General features: G+C 65.8%; 20 protein-coding genes. 5 read left to right on the forward strand and 15 right to left on the reverse strand.

Annotated features, from left to right (window positions below):
* Positions 1-73: 73 nt before the first annotated feature.
* A complete protein-coding gene (locus G7078_RS09875) occupies positions 74-256 on the forward strand; it encodes a hypothetical protein (RefSeq protein ID WP_166095572.1) in 183 nt (60 codons plus the stop codon).
* 16 nt (positions 257-272) lie between these two features.
* On the opposite strand, the gene G7078_RS09880 is transcribed toward G7078_RS09875, so the two are convergent.
* From G7078_RS09880 to G7078_RS09890, 3 genes are all read right to left on the reverse strand, one after another.
* The gene (locus tag G7078_RS09880) at positions 273-908 is read right to left on the reverse strand and encodes a sigma-70 family RNA polymerase sigma factor (RefSeq protein ID WP_246166357.1); all 636 of its coding nucleotides are present in this window, start codon (positions 906-908) and stop codon (positions 273-275) included.
* A gap of 94 nt (positions 909-1,002) precedes the next feature.
* Positions 1,003-1,143, reverse strand: a complete 141-nt coding sequence (locus G7078_RS09885; RefSeq protein WP_166095577.1) for a hypothetical protein — start codon at positions 1,141-1,143, stop codon at positions 1,003-1,005.
* Positions 1,144-1,200: 57 nt separating this feature from the next.
* Positions 1,201-1,998, reverse strand: a complete 798-nt coding sequence (locus G7078_RS09890) for a response regulator (protein WP_166095579.1) — start codon at positions 1,996-1,998, stop codon at positions 1,201-1,203.
* A gap of 313 nt (positions 1,999-2,311) precedes the next feature.
* Between G7078_RS09890 and G7078_RS09895 the strand changes: the two genes are divergently transcribed.
* Together G7078_RS09895 and G7078_RS09900 are read left to right on the forward strand one after the other, a co-directional pair.
* Positions 2,312-2,506, forward strand: coding sequence for a NepR family anti-sigma factor (locus G7078_RS09895; protein ID WP_246166359.1), 195 nt, complete (start codon positions 2,312-2,314; stop codon positions 2,504-2,506).
* A gap of 27 nt (positions 2,507-2,533) precedes the next feature.
* Positions 2,534-4,072, forward strand: coding sequence for a sensor histidine kinase (locus G7078_RS09900; protein ID WP_166095582.1), 1,539 nt, complete (start codon positions 2,534-2,536; stop codon positions 4,070-4,072).
* Between the two features lie 134 nt (positions 4,073-4,206).
* Here the strand turns inward: G7078_RS09900 and tatC are convergent, their stop codons facing one another.
* Genes tatC through argS form a run of 8 tightly spaced genes read right to left on the reverse strand, consistent with a single transcriptional unit; the run spans position 4,207 to position 10,480 of the window.
* Positions 4,207-5,040 carry a twin-arginine translocase subunit TatC gene (tatC, locus tag G7078_RS09905; RefSeq protein ID WP_166095585.1) on the reverse strand — a complete coding sequence of 278 codons (834 nt, stop codon included), beginning with the start codon at positions 5,038-5,040 and terminating at the stop codon, positions 4,207-4,209.
* Positions 5,037-5,372 (reverse strand): Sec-independent protein translocase protein TatB, encoded by a 336-nt coding sequence (gene tatB / locus G7078_RS09910; protein ID WP_166095587.1) that lies wholly within the window; start codon positions 5,370-5,372, stop codon positions 5,037-5,039. Before tatB ends, tatC begins: the two co-directional genes overlap by 4 nt.
* Before the next feature lie 15 nt (positions 5,373-5,387).
* Positions 5,388-5,663, reverse strand: coding sequence for a twin-arginine translocase TatA/TatE family subunit (locus G7078_RS09915; RefSeq protein WP_166095589.1), 276 nt, complete (start codon positions 5,661-5,663; stop codon positions 5,388-5,390).
* A gap of 24 nt (positions 5,664-5,687) precedes the next feature.
* The gene (scpB, locus tag G7078_RS09920) at positions 5,688-6,266 is read right to left on the reverse strand and encodes an SMC-Scp complex subunit ScpB (protein WP_166095591.1); all 579 of its coding nucleotides are present in this window, start codon (positions 6,264-6,266) and stop codon (positions 5,688-5,690) included.
* A complete protein-coding gene (locus G7078_RS09925) occupies positions 6,266-7,018 on the reverse strand; it encodes a segregation and condensation protein A (protein ID WP_166095593.1) in 753 nt (250 codons plus the stop codon). Before G7078_RS09925 ends, scpB begins: the two co-directional genes overlap by 1 nt.
* A gap of 21 nt (positions 7,019-7,039) precedes the next feature.
* A complete protein-coding gene (gene nagZ / locus G7078_RS09930) occupies positions 7,040-8,047 on the reverse strand; it encodes a beta-N-acetylhexosaminidase (RefSeq protein ID WP_166095595.1) in 1,008 nt (335 codons plus the stop codon).
* A gap of 4 nt (positions 8,048-8,051) precedes the next feature.
* Positions 8,052-8,750, reverse strand: coding sequence for an SPOR domain-containing protein (locus tag G7078_RS09935; protein ID WP_166095597.1), 699 nt, complete (start codon positions 8,748-8,750; stop codon positions 8,052-8,054).
* The gene (gene argS / locus G7078_RS09940) at positions 8,750-10,480 is read right to left on the reverse strand and encodes an arginine--tRNA ligase (protein WP_166095599.1); all 1,731 of its coding nucleotides are present in this window, start codon (positions 10,478-10,480) and stop codon (positions 8,750-8,752) included. Before argS ends, G7078_RS09935 begins: the two co-directional genes overlap by 1 nt.
* Positions 10,481-10,601: 121 nt before the next feature.
* Between argS and G7078_RS09945 the strand changes: the two genes are divergently transcribed.
* On the forward strand, positions 10,602-11,276 hold the full coding sequence (locus tag G7078_RS09945) for a DUF922 domain-containing protein (RefSeq protein ID WP_166095602.1): 675 nt from the start codon (positions 10,602-10,604) through the stop codon (positions 11,274-11,276).
* Positions 11,277-11,283: 7 nt separating this feature from the next.
* Here the strand turns inward: G7078_RS09945 and G7078_RS09950 are convergent, their stop codons facing one another.
* The 3 genes from G7078_RS09950 to ftsZ all read right to left on the reverse strand — a co-directional run bounded on the left by G7078_RS09950 (position 11,284) and on the right by ftsZ (position 15,160).
* Positions 11,284-12,444 carry a deoxyguanosinetriphosphate triphosphohydrolase gene (locus G7078_RS09950; protein ID WP_166095604.1) on the reverse strand — a complete coding sequence of 387 codons (1,161 nt, stop codon included), beginning with the start codon at positions 12,442-12,444 and terminating at the stop codon, positions 11,284-11,286.
* On the reverse strand, positions 12,441-13,613 hold the full coding sequence (locus G7078_RS09955; RefSeq protein WP_166095605.1) for an SPOR domain-containing protein: 1,173 nt from the start codon (positions 13,611-13,613) through the stop codon (positions 12,441-12,443). Before G7078_RS09955 ends, G7078_RS09950 begins: the two co-directional genes overlap by 4 nt.
* A 158-nt stretch (positions 13,614-13,771) precedes the next feature.
* Entirely contained in the window at positions 13,772-15,160 is a 1,389-nt protein-coding gene (gene ftsZ / locus G7078_RS09960) for a cell division protein FtsZ (RefSeq protein ID WP_166095608.1), read from the reverse strand.
* 215 nt (positions 15,161-15,375) lie between these two features.
* Between ftsZ and G7078_RS09965 the strand changes: the two genes are divergently transcribed.
* Positions 15,376-16,161, forward strand: coding sequence for a ZIP family metal transporter (locus G7078_RS09965; protein WP_166095610.1), 786 nt, complete (start codon positions 15,376-15,378; stop codon positions 16,159-16,161).
* Positions 16,162-16,168: 7 nt separating this feature from the next.
* Here G7078_RS09965 and ftsA read toward each other — a convergent pair whose 3' ends face one another.
* A complete protein-coding gene (gene ftsA / locus G7078_RS09970) occupies positions 16,169-17,425 on the reverse strand; it encodes a cell division protein FtsA (RefSeq protein ID WP_166095612.1) in 1,257 nt (418 codons plus the stop codon).
* Position 17,426: the final 1 nt, after the last annotated feature.

The following is a 17,426-nucleotide window of genomic DNA, read 5'->3' on the forward strand; positions in this document are numbered from 1 at the left end:
TCCACCGCTGTCCCTTGCCTCAATGGACTCAAACAGGAAACCAACCTGTGTTGTGAGGCGTTCGACGCTGGCTATGAAGTTTGAAGAGCATTCGATGAAGACGGAGGCCACGGTCGATGCCGACCGGCAGGTCATCCGCGTCGACATGCCGCCCGAGCATGCGGGGGTGATGGCGGCGCTTCGTCGTGCCTTCGAGGATGCTGCGCGTGAGCCGACCGATCACGACTTCGCGGACCTGCTTCGCCGCCTGAACTGACGACGACGCCGCGCCGCTAGTGATCGCGGCTAAGTTCGTCCACTTCGCCCATAATTGCCTGAAGCGCCGACTTGTCTGGGTCGGTCTTGTGCTGCCGGCGTGAGGGCAGCTTTCCGCTGGTCATCAGCGCTTCCAGCGCCACCCGCCCACGGGCGACGCGGCTCTTGATCGTGCCGACCGCGCAGCCGCAGATTTCCGCGGCTTCTTCATAAGCAAAGCCGCCGGCACCGACCAAGATCAGTGCTTCGCGCTGCGGCTGCGGCAAGTGCATCAGCGCCCGCTGCATGTCGCCAAGCTCGATATGTCGGTCTTGGCTCGCCGGAGCGGCAAGGATTTTGGCGGCGGTGACATCGTCCCATTCGCCCTTGAAGCGCGCGCGGCGCATCTGGCTGAGGAACAGGTTGCGAAGGATGATGAAGGTCCAGGCGCGCATGTTGGTGCCGGCCTGGAAGCGCTTGCGCGCGGCCCAGGCCTTGAGCAGCGTTTCCTGGACGAGGTCGTCGGCGAGGTCGCGGCTGCCCGAGAGCGAGCGGCCGAACGCGCGCAAATGCGGAATCACGGTCGCCAGCTGATCCTTGAACTCCGGATCGGACAGGGAGACGTGTTCCTGCGGCGCGTCGAACGGCGCTTCATTCTCTTCGTCTTCCGCCATCAATTCCCCACTCATCTCGTCCGCCCGAATGGGCGCAAGCCGGCTTCCGGCGGCATCCTGTCTACCATCCGGAATGTGAAACTATCCAGACAGCTCACCCCGCAAGCAGGAATAGAAGTAGGAATAGAATGATGATCCCGCCAGTGCCGAATATCAGCACGTGGCGAGCGACGTGCGGGGTTTGACCCGAGCGCGCCTCGGTCGTCGTCAAATGTTCTTCGCGTTCATCTACCATCGTCATGCTCTCTTTTCGGGGCAACGTCCCTTCGAGAGACAAGGTTCCGCGTGCCGATCAGGCCGGCACCGTCGCGGCGTCGAAGAACAATGCCTGCGCGATCGCGGCCTTCACCGTCGAACGCTGGAACGGCTTGGTGATGAGGAACGTCGGCTCCGGCCGGGTTCCTGTCAGCAAGCGTTCGGGGAAGGCGGTGATGAAGATCACCGGCACCGAAAATTCGGCGAGGATGTCCTTTACCGCGTCGATGCCGCTCGAATCGTCGGCCAGCTGGATGTCGGCAAGGACCAGCCCCGGCGGGTGCTGCCGCGCCTGGCTGACCGCTTCGTCGCGGGTGACGGCAACGCCGGTGACGTTGTGGCCGAGGTCGCGCACGATGGTTTCGATGTCCATCGCGATGATCGGTTCATCCTCGATGATCAGAACGTCAGTCAGCGTCTGACGCTCGATTTCGCCCAGCGCTTCGGCAACCAGCGAATCCACGTCGGCCGGCGAAGCGTTGATCAGGTAGCCGGCGTCTTCGGAAGAAAAGCCTTCGAGCGACGTCAGCAGCAATGCCTGGCGCGACAACGGCGTAATCTTCGACAGGCGGGCATGGGCGATGCTTTCGGCGCCGGCGATGTCGCTGGTCGGCTCCTCTCCCTCCTCGACATTTGCGGTCGACCAGATGGCATGGAAGGTGCGGTACAGGCCCAGGCGCGGATCAACGTCGCGAGGGAACTCGTCGGGCTGCGCGACGATGGCTTCGAGCGTTGCCCGGACGAAAGCGTCGCCGTGAGTCTGGCTTCCGGTCAGCGCGCGCGCATAGCGGCGCAAGAATGGCAAATGAGGTGCGAGTTCCTGTCCAAGCGACATCTCGACTAATTCTCCTAAAGGCAAAACGCCGGCCCTCTTTGAGCATGCGTCCGCTTGTTGCAACCCTGGAAGGACCGGCGCGATGAACGTCCGGGTTCAATCCCCCACAGATGAAAGTCCCAAGGTGGAACAAAGGACTGGCGATTTGGTTTCCCCACCGCGTGGCGGGGTCTTCCATATCGTTGACGAGAGGGAAGCAGCATCGTTAGGGGCAAATTTTTGGCGCTCTTCTGCGGAGGTCTCGGCTGTTGTGCCAGGGATTTGGTCTTGAGAGAAAAATGCGTGCCTGACCCGGCGCAAGGGGGACGAGAGGTTGAGTGACAAGCAGAAGGGCGATTCAATCAACGCTTCAGACGATCAAAGCAAACTTCCGCCGAAGTCGGGCGAGAAGAAACCGGGTAAGCAGCGCGCCAACGATGTCGGCCGTGCGTTACGCTCTGTCTATGACGAAACGCTGCGTGAGGACGTTCCCGACGATTTCAAGGACCTGCTCGGCAAGCTTAGCTGAGTTGGACCGAACGCGCGGGTACCGCTGATGGCGAGCACTGCCGAACGTTTCGCACGGCTGTCCACGCCTGCGAAGCTGCTCCTGATCCTGACCGCCGTCCTACTGCCAATCAGCCTGTGGCTGGGCTGGGTCGCGTATAGCGGCTTTCGCAACGCCAATGATGCGCTGCGCGAACAATCGCTGGAGCGCGCGCGGGTCACGGCCCGTTCAATCGAAAGCCTAATTGCCCGCAACGCGCTGGCGCTTCGAATCGCCGCCAACGGCCAGGTCGCGAACCAGCCGGACCCGTGCCTCCGGATTCGGCAATCGCTTTCGATTACCCCGGCCATTGCCCAGCAATTCCGGATCAACACCGATACCGGCCTGCCGCTGTGCGGCGTCGGCGACCTCGGTCAGACCGGGCCGCTGCCGCTGATCGCGCCGGGCGACATCCGGCTGTCCGTGGCGCCCAGACAGGATGCCCTGGTCATCCATGATGGCGTCATAGGCGGCATTGCAACCACGATCCTGACGCCGGACGAGATCCGCTCCGCAACCGACGAATCGGCTCGCGAGCTCGGCGCCCTGACCATCCGCGACGGCGTTCGGCAACTCAGCATTGTCCGCCCCGCCGAGCCCAGCGGCGAACAGCAGGATTGGGCGACGAGCAGTTGGCCGGTCGATGGCGGGCCGCTGGTCATCGAGATCCAGTCCCGAGTGCCGCGCGTCACCGTGCTCGACCGGGTGCTGATCCTGTTGCCCTTGCTAATGTGGATCATTGCCGCGCTGGCGACCTGGTGGCTGGTCACGCACCTTCTGATCCGGCCGCTGCGTCGCCTGCAGCGCGCGGTCAGCAGCTACAATCCGGGCGACCCTGGATTGCAGCTGCCGAGCAAGGTTGGGCCGGCCACCGAAATCCAGGACCTGCGCGAAGCCTTCGCCAAGGCGGTGAGCCGGATCGAGGAATCGGAACACGAAATGTCGGCGGCGCTCGACGGGCAGCGACGACTGGTTCGCGAAGTGCACCACCGCGTGAAGAACAACCTGCAGGTCGTCGCCTCGCTCCTCAACATCCATGGCCGCAACGCCAAGGACCTGGAAGTGCGCGCCGCTTACGCCGCGATCGGACGCCGTGTCGGCGCGCTCGCGATCGTCCATCGCAACCATTATGCGGAGATGGAGGAGAACCGGGGCATCGCGCTTCGGCCGCTGCTGTCCGAGCTTGCCGCGGAGCTTCGGGCAGGCGCTCCGGAGCAGGCGCGCAAGCTGTCGATCGACCTAACCGTCGACACGCTCCACTGCACCCAGGATGCGGCCGTTTCCGTCGCGTTCCTGGTCACCGAAGTGGTCGAGTATGCAATGCTCAACCGGCCGGACCAACCGGTCGTTGTGACCCTCCACCGCACCTCCGATACCACGGCGCGGATGACGTTGAGCAGCCCGGTGCTGGTGCCCGGGGCCGATGGCGACCGGGAGAACGTGCAGTTCGAACGGATCATCGGTGGAATGGCCAAGCAGCTCCGCTCGAACCTGGAGCGGGAGCCCGGACGCTACAGCGTCGACATGCCTGTGTTTCCTCCGCGCTGAGCGATCGTTTCGGCGGCGACAAAAAAAATGCATTCTTGCCCGAAAAAAGTTCCCTTGGCCCGGAACCGCTTTTGAAGACTGCACGTTATGCTGTTCGGATAGTGAACTTTTGCCCCCCCGCTCTCGCTATCCGCTTAAATGGGCCCGGAACCGCCAACCCTCCCCCCCCCCGGTGGCGCTTCCGGGCCCTCTCTTTTTTCTTCTGCTGAGATCGGGCCCGCCGCGGCCTTTCGTGCCGCGCGCCAGTGGGTCAGGCGGATCGCCAGGATGGCGAATTCGTAAAGCAGATATAGCGGCACCAGCATCATCAGCATCGACACTGCGTCCGGCGGCGTGAGCACCGCTGCGACCGCGGCGGAGGCAACTGCTGCGTAGCGCCGGTGCTTGGTCAAATGATCGAGCGTGATGATGCCGGTGCGCTCAAGGATCATCAGGAGGACTGGGGTCAGGAAGGCGACCCCAAAGCCGAACAGGAAGCGGGTGCAGAAGCTCAGGTAATTGCCGACCGCCGGAAGCGCTTCCTGCTGGATCCCGCCGATCTCCCCCTGAAAGCCGAGCAGGAAGCTAAGCGCCCACGGCATGGCCACGAAGTAAGCGAAGGCCGCGCCGCCGCCGAAGAAGACCGGGGTCAGCAACAAGAAGGGCAACAGCGCCTTCTTCTCCTTCATGTACAGGCCGGGCGCGACGAACCGCCACATCTGCGTCGCGAAGAAGGGGAAGCCGAGCATGAGCGCCGCGAACAGCGCCACTTTCACTTCGACAAAGAAGGCTTCGAAGATGTCGGTGTAGATGATCTTCCCTTGGCCGGCGGCGATCAGCGGCTGCACCAGCACCGCGAAGATCGGGCGCGCGAAGTAGAGGCAGGCGAAGAACAGGGCCGCAAGCACGCCGACCGACCACAGCAGCCGGCGCCTCAGCTCGATCAAATGATCGAGCAGCGGCGCCTTGGTCTCGTCGATTTCGCTCACGGCAATTCGCGCTGCGGATGCTCGAGCGGAAGCGGCGGCTGGTCGTCGCTGACCGGCTCCACCTCAGGCTCGACGATGGCCGTCGGATCGGTCAGCGCCGGATATTCGCGCATGATCCGCTCATTCTCCTCGCGCCATTTCTTCTCCATTTCCTCCAGCTCTGCTTCGCGGACCATCGCTTCGAAGCCGCTGGTGAAATGCCGCGCCATGCCGCGCATCTTGCCGACCCAGCGCCCGACGGTGCGCATCGTCGTCGGCAATTCCTTGGGGCCAATGAACAGCAGCGCCAGGACGGCGACAATCAGCAGTTCTGTGGAATCGACGCCGAACATGGGCCGGCGGCGCGCTTAGCGGCGCGGCTCGTCGTCTCGCAGCGGCGGTTGCTCTGCGGTCGGGCGCGGTTCGGGGGTGACTTCGATGGGACGCTCGGGCGGGCGGCTTTGCAGGCGGCCTTCAGCTTCGACGCGCTTGCGCCGCTCTTCTTCCTCGTCGCCAATGCCTTCCTTGAAGCTGCGCAGGCCCTTGCCGACGTCCTTCATCGCCGCCGAGAAGCGGTTGCCGCCGAACAGCAGCAGCAGGAACAGGCCGAGGATGATCCAGTGAATGAGGCTGAAGCCGCCCATGAACTCACTCCTTTGAACCTGTATCTAGTCGTCCTCGTCGCCGCTTTCCAGTTGCAGTTCGCCCATGGCCGCAAACGCCGCCTCGTCGAGCGGATCGAGCAGGCCGGCGGCTTTCAGGTCGTCGATCCCGGGTAGGTCGCGACGCGACGCGAGGCCGAAGTGGGTAAGGAATTCGGCCGTGGTCGCGTAGAGCAGTGGGCGGCCCGGCCCTTCGCGGCGGCCCGCCGTCCGCACCCAGCCTGCCTCCATCAGCACGTCGAGCGTGCCTTTCGAAATCTGCACGCCGCGGATCGCCTCGATCTCGGCGCGGCTGACCGGCTCATGATAGGCAATGATCGCCAGCGTCTCGGTGGCCGCGCGCGACAGTCGGCGCGGCTCTTCGCGGGTCCGGCGCAGCAAGTGGGCAAGATCCGGCGCGGTCTGGAAATGCCAGCGACCGCCGCGCTCGACCAGTTCGACTCCGTGCCCCTGATACACCTCGGCAAGCTGCGCCAGCGCCGCGTCGAGGTCGCCCTCGCCGACGTGCTGGGCAAGCTCGGCCACCGTCAACGGCGTCTCCGATGCGAACAGGGTCGCTTCGACCGCCCGGGCCAGCTCGTCCATCAGGCGACCCTGACCCGCAACGGCGCGAAGGCGCTTTCCTGGGCGAGGTCGAGCCGGCCGCGCCGGGCCAGTTCCAGGGTTGCGACAAAGCTCGAGGCAAGCGCCGACTTGGCGTATTGCGGATCGGCCGTGTCGGGCAGGAACGCGCGAATCTCGGTCCACTCGATGGCCATGCCGATCAGCTTGCCGACCCGTTCGATCGCTTCTTCCAGGGTCATGACCGAACGCGCGTGGACGACGTGGAAGGCCGGTTGGGTGCGCGCCTTAACCGTGCCGTAAGCGGCGAACAGGTCGAAGGCGGTGGCATGCCACGCCGACTTGCGCACCAGCCGAAGACCCTCCGGCGCCGCCCGGACGAAAACATCGCGGCCGACGCGGTCGCGGCCCATCAGGCGAGCGCCGGCTTCGCGCATGGCATCCAGCCGCTGCAGCCGCATCTGCAGGCGCAGCGCGATTTCTTCCGGGCTGGGATCCTGCTCCGGATCCTTGGGAAGCAGCAGGCAGGATTTAAGGTAGGCCAGCCACGCCGCCATGACGAGATAGTCGGCGGCGATCTCAAGCTTCAGCGCTCGCGCCTGGTTCAAGTAAGCGAGATATTGTTCGACCAGCGCGAGGATGGAAATCTGCGCCAGATCGACCTTTTGCCCGCGCGCGAGCTCGAGCAACAGGTCGAGCGGACCTTCCCAGCCATCGAGCGTAAGGTTGAGCTCATCCGGCTCGCTGTGCACCAATCTGAGCTGCTGCTCGGCCATCAGGCGAGGCTATCGCGCCGTTCAGGCAAGCGCCAGAAGCTGGTCGCGCTTGTCCACACATTCCGCAAAGCTGGGGCCGTCCTGCGCTTCGGCGATGGTGGCCATGGCCCGCGCCAGCCGCTCCTCCCCAACCGCGCTCATTGCCGGCACTGCGGCAGCGATCGCGACCATCTCCTCCATGATTCCCGAACAATGCAGCGCGACATCGCAACCGGCGGCCACGGCGCCGGCAGCGCGCTCCCCGAAATCGCCTTGGAGCGCGTTCATGCCAAGATCGTCGCTCATCAGCCAGCCGTCGAACCCGATGCGCTCGCGAATGATTTGGCTGATGACGGTTGGCGAAAGGCTGCCCGGACGCGCCTTGTCCCAGGCAGTGTAGACGACATGGGCGGTCATCCCCATCGGCGCCCAGTTCAACCGCTCGAAGGGTTCGAGATCGACCTGCAATTCTTCTTCGCTGGCGGTGACCACCGGCAGTTCGAGGTGGCTGTCGACCAGGGCCCGGCCGTGGCCCGGCATATGCTTGATCACCCCGACCACGCCCGCGGACCGAAGCCCCGTTAGGACCGCGCGGCCGAGCGCCGCAACCTGCATCGGATCGGCGCCGAGCGCGCGATCGCCGACAATGTCGCTGGCGCCCGGCTGTCGGACGTCGAGCATCGGCAGGCAGTCGACGTTGATTCCCGCCTCGGCGAGCATCAGCCCGAGGGCGCGCGCGTTGGAGCGGACCGCCTCGATCGCCGATGAGGGCGCCGTTTCGTAGAGACGCGCGAAGGCTTCCGCCGCCGGGAAGGCGGGCCATTCCGGCGCCTTCATCCGCGCCACCCGGCCGCCTTCCTGATCGATCAGGATCGGCACGTCGGCGCGGCCCGACAGGTCCCGCAACGCGTCCGTCAGCGTCAGCAGTTGCTGCTGGCTCTCGCAATTGCGCTTGAAGAGGATGAACCCCGCTGGGTCGGCATCGCGAAAGAAGCCGCGTTCCTCGTCCGAAAGCTGGGGCCCGGCGAGTCCGTAAATTGCAGCCTGCACCGTCCTACCTCGCGATGAAACAGCTTTCGCCGGCGGCCTGGAGCGCCTTGCACATCTCCTGCGCCCGCGCCGGGCTGGAAGCGCCGGCCCGCAAGCGATAGCCGCTGCTGCCGCCCGCCGAATATGGCACGACGATCTTGCTGAGGCTGCCCAGGTCCGGGAAACGCGCGGTCAGGGCGCTCCACGCCCGCTGTGCCTGCGCCGTATTCTTGTAAGCACCGAGCTGGATGACCGAGCCGCCGCCCGAAACCGCCGGCTGTTCAGGCTTTGCTTCCGATTTTGGCGTGGGCGGTACGGGCTTTTCGGCCTCGGCCGCGGGCGTCGCCTCCGATTGGGGCGCGGGGACGGATCCGGGCTGCCGCGGCAGCCGGCTGGTGTCGAGCTGGGAATCGAAGTCCTGCCCGGCGCTGGTTTGATAGGCCGTCTCGCTGTCCCCGGCGACGTCCAGCCCGCCAGGATCGGTCGGCTTGACCTTGTAGGGGCCTGAAGGCGCTTCGATCAGTTCCGGAGCGCTGCCGGCTTCGCCAGCATCCTTGCGGCCAATCCAAAAAAAGGTCGCGGCGACGATTGCTGCGGCGGCAAGCACGACCACGAGCGCGGCGAGCATCCGCCCCGCCGAAACGCCGCTCGGCGCGTCTTCATCCTCGACTTCCTGCAGCCAGGGCAGGCGGTCCTCGTCGTAGACCGCGCGGCTGTCGGACATCAGCGCATCTCCTCGGCGGCCTCGACCCCCATCAGCTTCAGGCCGCTGCGAATGATTTGCCCGATGCCCCGCGCCAGTTCCAGACGGGCCCGAGAAAGCTGTGGATTGTCCTCCACCAGGAAGCGCCGGCCCGGATCGTCGTTGCCGCGGTTCCAGAGGGCGTGGAACGCCGCCGCCAAATCGTAGAGATAAAAAGCAATGCGATGCGGTTCGTGAGCCATTGCCGCGGCCTCGATCGTCCGCGGGAACTGGGCCGCGAACTTGACCAGCCCCAGTTCCTCTTCGTCCAGCAGCGACAGGTCGGCGCCAGCGTCGAGGCTGACCCCCGCATCCGCCGCCTTGCGGTGCAGTGAGGAAATCCGCGCATGGGCATATTGCACGTAGAAGACCGGATTATCCTTCGACGCCTCGACGACCTTGGCGAAGTCGAAGTCGAGCATCGTATCGGCGCGCTTGGTCAGCATCATGAAGCGAACGACGTCCTTGCCGACCTCGCCGACAACATCGGCCAGCGTGACGAAGTCGCCCGCCCGCTTCGACATCTTTACCGGCTCACCCGCGCGGAACAGGCGCACCATCTGGACCAGCTTCACATCGAGGTCGACGCGGCCGTCGGTCAGCGCCTTGACCGCCGATTGGACGCGCTTGACCGTGCCGGCGTGGTCGGCACCCCAGATGTTGACCAGATGGTCGGCATCCTGCGCCTTTTTCAGGTGATAGGCAGCATCGGCCCCGAAATAGGTCCAGCTGCCGTCCGACTTCTTCATCGGCCGGTCCTGGTCGTCGCCGAACTCGGTCGATCGGAACAAGGTCAGCTCGACCGGCTCCCAGTCGTCCGGAGTTTCGCCCTTTGGCGCCTCGAGCGTGCCTTGGTAGATCAGCCCGCGCTGCTTGAGCTGCTCCAGGCCGGCATCGACCGCGCCCGACTGCTGCAGCTTCGCTTCCGATGCGAAAATGTCGTGGTGGATATTGAGCAGCGCGAGGTCGTGGCGGATTAGGTCGAGCATCGCGGCGACCGCGCGCTCCATGAACAATGCCAGCCATTCGCTTTCGGGTGCCTGCGCGAACCGGTCGCCATATTCGGCCGCGAGCGCGGTACCGATCGGCACCAGGTAATCCCCTGGGTACATGCCCTCGGGGATCGGGCCGATGTCCTCGCCGAGCGCTTCGCGGTACCGCAAGTGCACCGAACGGGCGAGCGTTTCGACCTGGCTGCCCGCGTCGTTGACGTAATATTCCTTGGTGACCCGGAATCCCGCCGCTTCGAGCAGGCGCGCCAGCGCATCGCCGACGACCGCGCCGCGGCAATGACCCATGTGCAGCGGCCCGGTCGGGTTGGCGGAGACATATTCGACGTTGACCCGCTCATTCTTGCCCGCGGTCGACTGGCCGTACGCGTCGCCTTCGCGAAGGATCGTCGCCAGTTCATTACGCCAGCTTTCGGGCGCCAGGCGGATGTTGAGGAAGCCCGGCCCGGCGACTTCGACCGAAGCGACGGTCGGGATCGCCTCCAGCTTGGGCGCGATTGCCGCAGCCAGCGACCGCGGGTTGGTCGAAGCCGCTTTCGCAAGCACCATCGCCGCATTGGTCGCCAGGTCGCCGTGCGCCGGGTCGCGCGGCGGCTCGACCGCGACCGCGCGCCGATTGATGTCCGCCGGCAGCGTGCCGTCAGCCTGAAGTTCGTCCAACACTCCGTCGAGGAGCGCTGCGTAATGAGAGTATACGCTCAACTTATGTTCACCATGGGATCGGCAGAGCGCGCCCTCTAACGCACCACCATCGCCGCGTCACGGGTGCTTGCCGCGCGGCCGTCCGTCGCTAGAAGCGGTCCGACCGCTACGGAGATTCACAATGATCAATGTTTTCATCGCTCTACTCGCCACCGGCGCTGCCCAGGCTGTGATGCCGACGGTTTCGCCCGCGCCGGCCCGTCCGCTGAGCAGCATTCCCGGCGTGACGGTCAAATATTACGATGTCCCCGGCAATACGCCCGAAGCGGTCAACAAGGCGATCATCGCCATGCGCACGGCTCCCGGAACGTCTGGCCCGAAGACGGTCAGCACCGCTTGGAGCACCGACGCGGAAATCGGCAAGACGACGACCGCGGGCGTTTGCAAGGTTGCTTCCGCGAAGGTCAATTTCACTGGCACGGTCGAGCTGCCCCGGCTGGCGACGCAGTCCGCCAAGCCGGAATTCCTCAAGAACTGGAATGGGTTTGTCAGCGGGCTGGAGGCTGAGGCCGCCGCCGATCTCGGTTATGTCTATGACAATCGGGGGATGATCGAAAAAGCGATCATGGCGGCCCCCTGCGATGGCACTGCAGAAGCGATGAAGGCCGCCAGCGAGCAGCTGAAGGCGCAGGTCCGCACCGCCAGTGCGCAGCGCGCCGCGGCCCGCTCCGCGGCCGCACGAGCGGCGACGGCACAAAGCGCGCAACCCGCCGCGCCGACGGCCGAGCCCAAGCGCTCGCGCGAAAAGAGCATCAGCGGTCTCGACAAGCAGACCACACGGCCGACCGACGACTAGGAAACGGTTAGAAGCGTTCCGGAAGATCGACCGGCCCGACCAACGCTCGATAGCGGGCGATTGCGAACGGGTCGGTCATCCCGGCAATGAAGTCGCCAACGCGGCGGCTGTGGTCCACCGCGTCGCCTGACCCGCGCCAGTCTTCGGGAAGCAGGCTGGGGTCATCGAGATAGGCCTTGGCGAGGCCCGCGATGACCTGCTGCGCCTGCTGTCGTACCGGATGCAGCGCCGGCGCGTTGTAGACCTGGTCGTAGAGAAACCGCTTCAACGCCCGCTCCTCGGCGGCGAGCCCGGCTGAAAATCCGACCAGGGGACCATTGGCGGCACGCACGTCGTCCACGGTTTCGACACCGCTTGCGTCGATCCTCCGGCGCGTCTCCTCCAGCACATCCGCAACCATGGTGCCGATCTGGTCGCGCACGAGCGCCCGCTGCATCTTGTCGGGTGCCAACGTCCCGCAGCGCTCCTCGATCATGCCCCAGTGGCGCGCCACAAGCGGTACTTCCCTCAGGCTTTCGGTATCGAGCAGCCCCGCCCGCAGCCCATCGTCGATATCGTGATTGTCATAGGCGATGTCGTCCGCGATCGCCGCCACCTGCGCTTCCAGGCTCGGCCAGGAACCCAGTCTCAGGTCGAAGTCGGCATCTGCCTCGGCCAGCGCCCAGCTGGGACTAGCGACCGGCCCGTTATGCTTGGCCAGGCCCTCAAGAGCTTCCCAGCTGAGGTTGAGGCCGTCAAAACCGACGTATGGCGTCTCCAGCCTCGTGACGAGGCGGATCGAGTGGGCGTTGTGGTCGAAGCCGCCGGCCTCTGCCAGCGCATCCTGCAACGCATCCTCGCCAGCGTGACCGAACGGCGGGTGGCCGAGATCGTGGGCCAGGCACAATGTCTCGGTCAGGTCTTCGTTCAGGCCGAGCGCGCGGGCGATGGTCCGGCCGATTTGCGCCACTTCCAGGCTGTGGGTCAGACGAACGCGATAATGGTCGCCGTCGGGTGCGACGAAGACCTGGGTCTTGTGGCGCAGCCTGCGGAAGGCGATCGAGTGGATAATCCGGTCGCGGTCGCGCTGGAACACGTCGCGTGGGCCGCGCGGGCCGGAATCGCTTTCCTGGTGCCGGCGCCCGCGCGACAGGCTTGGCTGGACCGCCAGCGCAGGGTTGAGCTTCACCGAACCTCGAGCTTACGGACCGGCTGGCCAGGAGCGCTGGTCCAGCTGAATGCCTTGATACGCTCGTTCGACAACGCCTCTTCGAAAATCTCGGCGTCTTCGCGGCTTTTAAATGGTCCGATCACCAGCCGCGCCTTAGCGCCATCGGCGGCAACATAGCCATCGATGTCTTCGAACAATTCGGGGCTTCGCGAGCGGATCCTGCGGAATTCGTCCGGCAGCGCCGATTCGTTCGCGCCGCTGGCAAGCTGAAGCCAGATCTTGCGGCTGCCGGCGCTCGCCTGCACCCGCTTGGCAGGCGCCAGCGGGCGAGTCAGCGCCGCCGTGGCGATGCTTGGCGCGGGAACCGACGCCGCAGGGAAGCTTGCGACGGCATTCGTCGAAGCCGGGGCCGGTTGGCGAAGCAGTTCCTCAATTCCGGCAAGCCCGTCCCCCGGCGAGTCCGCGCCGGCGTAGCTAGACCCGGCGGCTCCGGGGAAGACGCCAAGGTGGACCGCCGCGGCTTTCTCCGACGCGCTGAGCTGCGGGAGTTTCCGGAAGAACGGGTCCATCCGCAGCGAAGCGCCGGGCATCATCGAATCGAGCGCGGCCTTGGCGCCGACGACATCGCCGGCCAAGGCCAGGACCAGCGACTTGACCCGTGTCGCGCCGGGATCGCGACGCAGCAGCAATGGCTGGAGCGTCGTCAGCGCTGCAGGAACGTTGCCGCCGATCGCCTGACTCAAGGCAAGGCGGCGCGTCGCCTCATCCCGGTCCGTCCCCAGCATCGCCACGCGATAATCGGTCTGCGCGAGCGCCTGTTGCCCAAGCAGGTCGAAGGCGAGCCCGCGATCGCAACCGAAGGACGTGACGCTGGCGCCAAGCTGTTGGGCGCGGGCAAAATAGGTCAAGGCCGCCTGCGGGTCGCCCGAACCGACCAGGGCCGCGCCGATGCCGGCCTGCGCAACCGGGTTGTTGCCGTTCACTTCCGCCGCGCGCGCATAAAATCCGGCCGCCGACTGAGCATCGCCAAGGGCCAGTGACGCCCGACCCGCAGCGACCAGGGCGTTGAAGTCCTTGGGGCTCGTCGCAAGCACGCGAATGCTTCTCGCAAGCGCGTCCGAGGGGCTTTCGACATAGGCCGGCATTTGCGCCGACGCCCTCGGCGTAACGGCAAGTATGCTGCCCACGCCTGCTAGAATTGCCGCTGCTAAACGGACACGTTTCATCGATTTCCCCGCCATCCCGGCTCCCCTGCGCAAGAGGAGCTTGCGAGAACCTTTCTGACTAGTCGCGGCGCGATGAACCGTGCGGCAGCCTCGGTGAGCGGGCCGCCGAAGGCGCAATCCTACTGGTTGTTCTGCCGATTGAGGAAGCGCGGGATGTCGATCGGCTCACGCGAGAAGCCGGGCATGTCGCCATCGTCCTCGCCGATCTGCGCCTTGGGCGCTCCGCGGGCGATGTTCGACATCCGCTCGAACAGCGTTCCGCTTTCGCGCTTGGGCTGGTCGCCCTCGTCCCGCGCCTCGGCCTCGTCGGTCGGCGGTGCAATCGGCGGTGCGCCGACCGGGCTGGTGAGGATGTCGTCGCTGTCGAGCAGCAGCTCGTCGCCTTCCTCGCCGCCTACTTCCTCGGTCAGCTCCATGGCTTCGTCTTCGTCGCTGTCCTCAGCGTCCATTTCAGGCGCCGCGGCAACAGGATCGGCGGCCGGAGCGACCGTGCGTGCGCTCGGGAAGGTGAAGACCTTGGCCGGCTGCGCCTGCGTCCCTGTCTCGGCTTCGATGCCGGTGGCGACCACCGACACGCGAATCTTGCCTTCCATGTTGTTGTTGAACGCCGAGCCCCAAATGATGTTGGCGTCGGGATCGACCAATTCCTTGATGTGGCTGGCAGCCTCGTCGACCTCCATCAGGCGCATGTCCTCACCGCCGGTGATCGAGATGATGACGCCCTTGGCGCCCTTCATGCTGACGCCGTCGAGCAGCGGGTTGGAAATGGCCTTCTCGGCGGCCTCGATGGCGCGGTTGTCGCCCGAGGCTTCGCCGGTTCCCATCATCGCCTTGCCCATTTCGCCCATCACCGAACGCACGTCGGCGAAGTCGAGGTTGATGAGGCCGGGCATGACCATCAGGTCGGTGATCCCGCGGACGCCCTGCTGCAGCACCTCGTCGGCCATCTCGAACGCTTCCTTGAAGGTCGTGTCCGAGTTCGCGAGGCGGAACAGGTTCTGGTTCGGAATGACGATCAGCGTATCGACGTGCTGCTGCAGTTCCTCAATGCCGCTGTCCGCCGAACGGGTGCGGCGGGCACCTTCGAATGCGAACGGCTTGGTGACGACACCGACGGTCAGGATGCCCTTGTCGCGCGCGGTCTTGGCAATGACCGGTGCAGCACCGGTGCCGGTGCCGCCGCCCATACCGGCGGCGATGAAGCACATGTGCGCGCCTTCGAGCGCGCGTTCGATTTCCTCGATCGTCTCTTCGGCGGCCGCACGCCCGATTTCGGGCCGCGAGCCAGCGCCGAGGCCCTGCGTGATCTTCAGCCCGAGCTGGATCCGCCGATCGGCCGACGACGTGTTGAGCGCCTGCGCGTCGGTATTGGCGACGATGAAGTCGACGCCCTGCACGTCCGAACGGATCATGTTGGCGACCGCGTTGCCGCCGGCGCCGCCGACGCCGATCACGCTGATCCGCGGGCGGAGTTCGTCCACTTCCGGCCGAATGAAATCGATGCTCATGACGTGCCCCCTTCATGCGCGGCTAGCGCATTGAACCACCGGGACGAATCTTTGAATCATCGCGAGTCGCAAGCCAAGCGAAAAAGTTAATTCGGACCAAAAAAAACGGGAAAACGCGGCTGCAGGCGGGATGAGCCGATTTTCGCTTGCCCTCGACGCCCGGGACCAGACCTGCCACTGGGCCGTTCGCGCTGGGGTGCTGAGGCAATTGCAACATGATCGCTGGTGATGACTGGTCGCTGATCCTGGCAGGCAGCGCCGCCGGATTGGCGACCGGGGTTGCGACGTTGGTCGGTGCCTTGCCCGTGCTCGCCTTTCGCGGGTCCGAAAGGCTGCACGACATGATGCTGGCCTTTGCCGCCGGCGTCATGCTGTCGGCATCCTACCTTTCGCTGATTGTCCCGGCGGCCGACTTCGCGATGGCCAATGGGTCGACGCCCTTCGCGGCGGCCGGGCTGATCGCGCTCGGCGTCGGCGCGGGCGCGCTTTCAATCGGCTGGATCCGCGCCCGGGTGACTCCACCGGAGGCATTCACCAGCAACGGCGCGGCGCCGGAAGTCTCGCAACGGGTCTGGCTGCTGCTGCTAGCAATGACGGCGCACAATTTCCCCGAAGGCGCGGCCGTGGGCGTCGGATTCGGCTCCGGCGAGATCAAGATCGGAATCACGACGGCGATCGGCATCGGTGTCCAGAACCTTCCGGAAGGGCTCGCGGTGGCCGCGGCGCTCCTGACCATCGGCGTTTCGCGCCGCCGCGCGGTGCTGATCAGCGGCGCTACCGGCATGGTCGAACCGCTCGGCGCCTTCCTTGCCGCGGCGATCGTCACCCTCGCCAACCAATTGCTTGCGCCGGCAATGGGCTGGGCTGCGGGGGCGATGCTCTACATCGTCGCCGCCGAGCTGATCCCTGCGGTGCAAAAGGATTCGAGCGACAGCCGGCCGATCGCGGCGTTCGTCGTCGGCCTGGCGCTGATGCTGCTACTCGACATCGCGCTCGGCTGAGCGCGGTTCAGTAGCTCTGCTTGAGGGCGCTGATCAGCCGCCCGACCAGGCCCTTCGTCGGCTTGCGCTCGCCGCCGCCCGCCATCGCGATATCGCGAATATCGCCGCTTCGCGAGCCCGCCAGGCAAGCCAGCCCGACCAGCGTCGAGAAGGCAGGGCCGCTGTGCGCGTCGGGAAGCCCGGCGAGCGTTTTGGGCCGCCCGATCCGAACCGTTCGCCCGAGCACGCCCTGCATGTAATCGGCGATGTTCTTCAGCTCGGCCCCGCCCCCGGTCAGCACGACCGGGCGGCCAACCGGGCCAGAGAAACCGAGCGCCTTGAGCGCTGCATCGACCGCGCCGGTCAATTCCTCGACCCGGTGGCGAATGACCATCATCAACTGCGCCCGGGTCAGTCGGATCGGGTCCGCCCCCTGCTCGCTGCCGCTGTGCGCCGCCTCGATCATCTCATGATTGTCGCGCGGGGAGGTCATCGCCGATCCGTAGAAGCACTTCAGGCGCTCGGCATCGCGGCGGCGGACGCCGAACGCGGCGGCGATGTCGTCGGTGATATCGCGCGCGCCCAGCGGGATCGAACGAAGGCCGAGAAGCATCCCGCCGGCGTGCAGCGACACGTTCGTGACGCCGGCGCCAAGCTCGACCAGCGCAACGCCAAGCTCTCGCTCCTCATCGGTCAGGCAGGCCAGCGCGGCTGCAATCGGCGAGGCGACAATCGCCTTCACTCCCAGGTGGGCGGTGCGGATCACATAATCGACGTTGCGCAGCGGCGCCGGATCGGCGGAAATGACGTGAATATCGACGCCCAGGCGATTGGCGTGAAGGCCGATCGGCTGCTGCACCCCGTCCGCGCCGTCGATCGAATAGAGCGCCGGATGCGCGTGCAGGATGACCTTTTCATCCTTGCCGATCTCCTGCCGGCCGCCGCGCATCAGTTCGTCGATATCGGCCTGTTCGATCTGGTGCCCGCCAAGCTCGACCTCGACGTTCGCGACCCGGCTGATCAGCCCGCCGGCGCCATAGCTTGCCCACACATCCTCGATCGTGACGCCGGACATGCGCTCGGCCAGTTCGACCGCTTCGCGGACCGCGAACTCGCTGGCCTCGACGTCGGTGATGTAGCCGCGCTTGACGCCGCGGCTCTCCCGCTGCCCGGTGCCGAGGACGCGCAGGTTGCGCTCTGAATCGCGGGTGGCGATGAGCGCGCTGACCTTGGACGAGCCAATGTCGAGCGCGGCAATCAGCGGCTGGTCGCCAGTGTCGGCCAAC

Origin of the sequence: Sphingomonas sinipercae, assembly GCF_011302055.1 — a bacterium.
In the GTDB taxonomy this organism is placed as follows: Bacteria; Pseudomonadota; Alphaproteobacteria; order Sphingomonadales; family Sphingomonadaceae; genus Sphingomicrobium; species Sphingomicrobium sinipercae.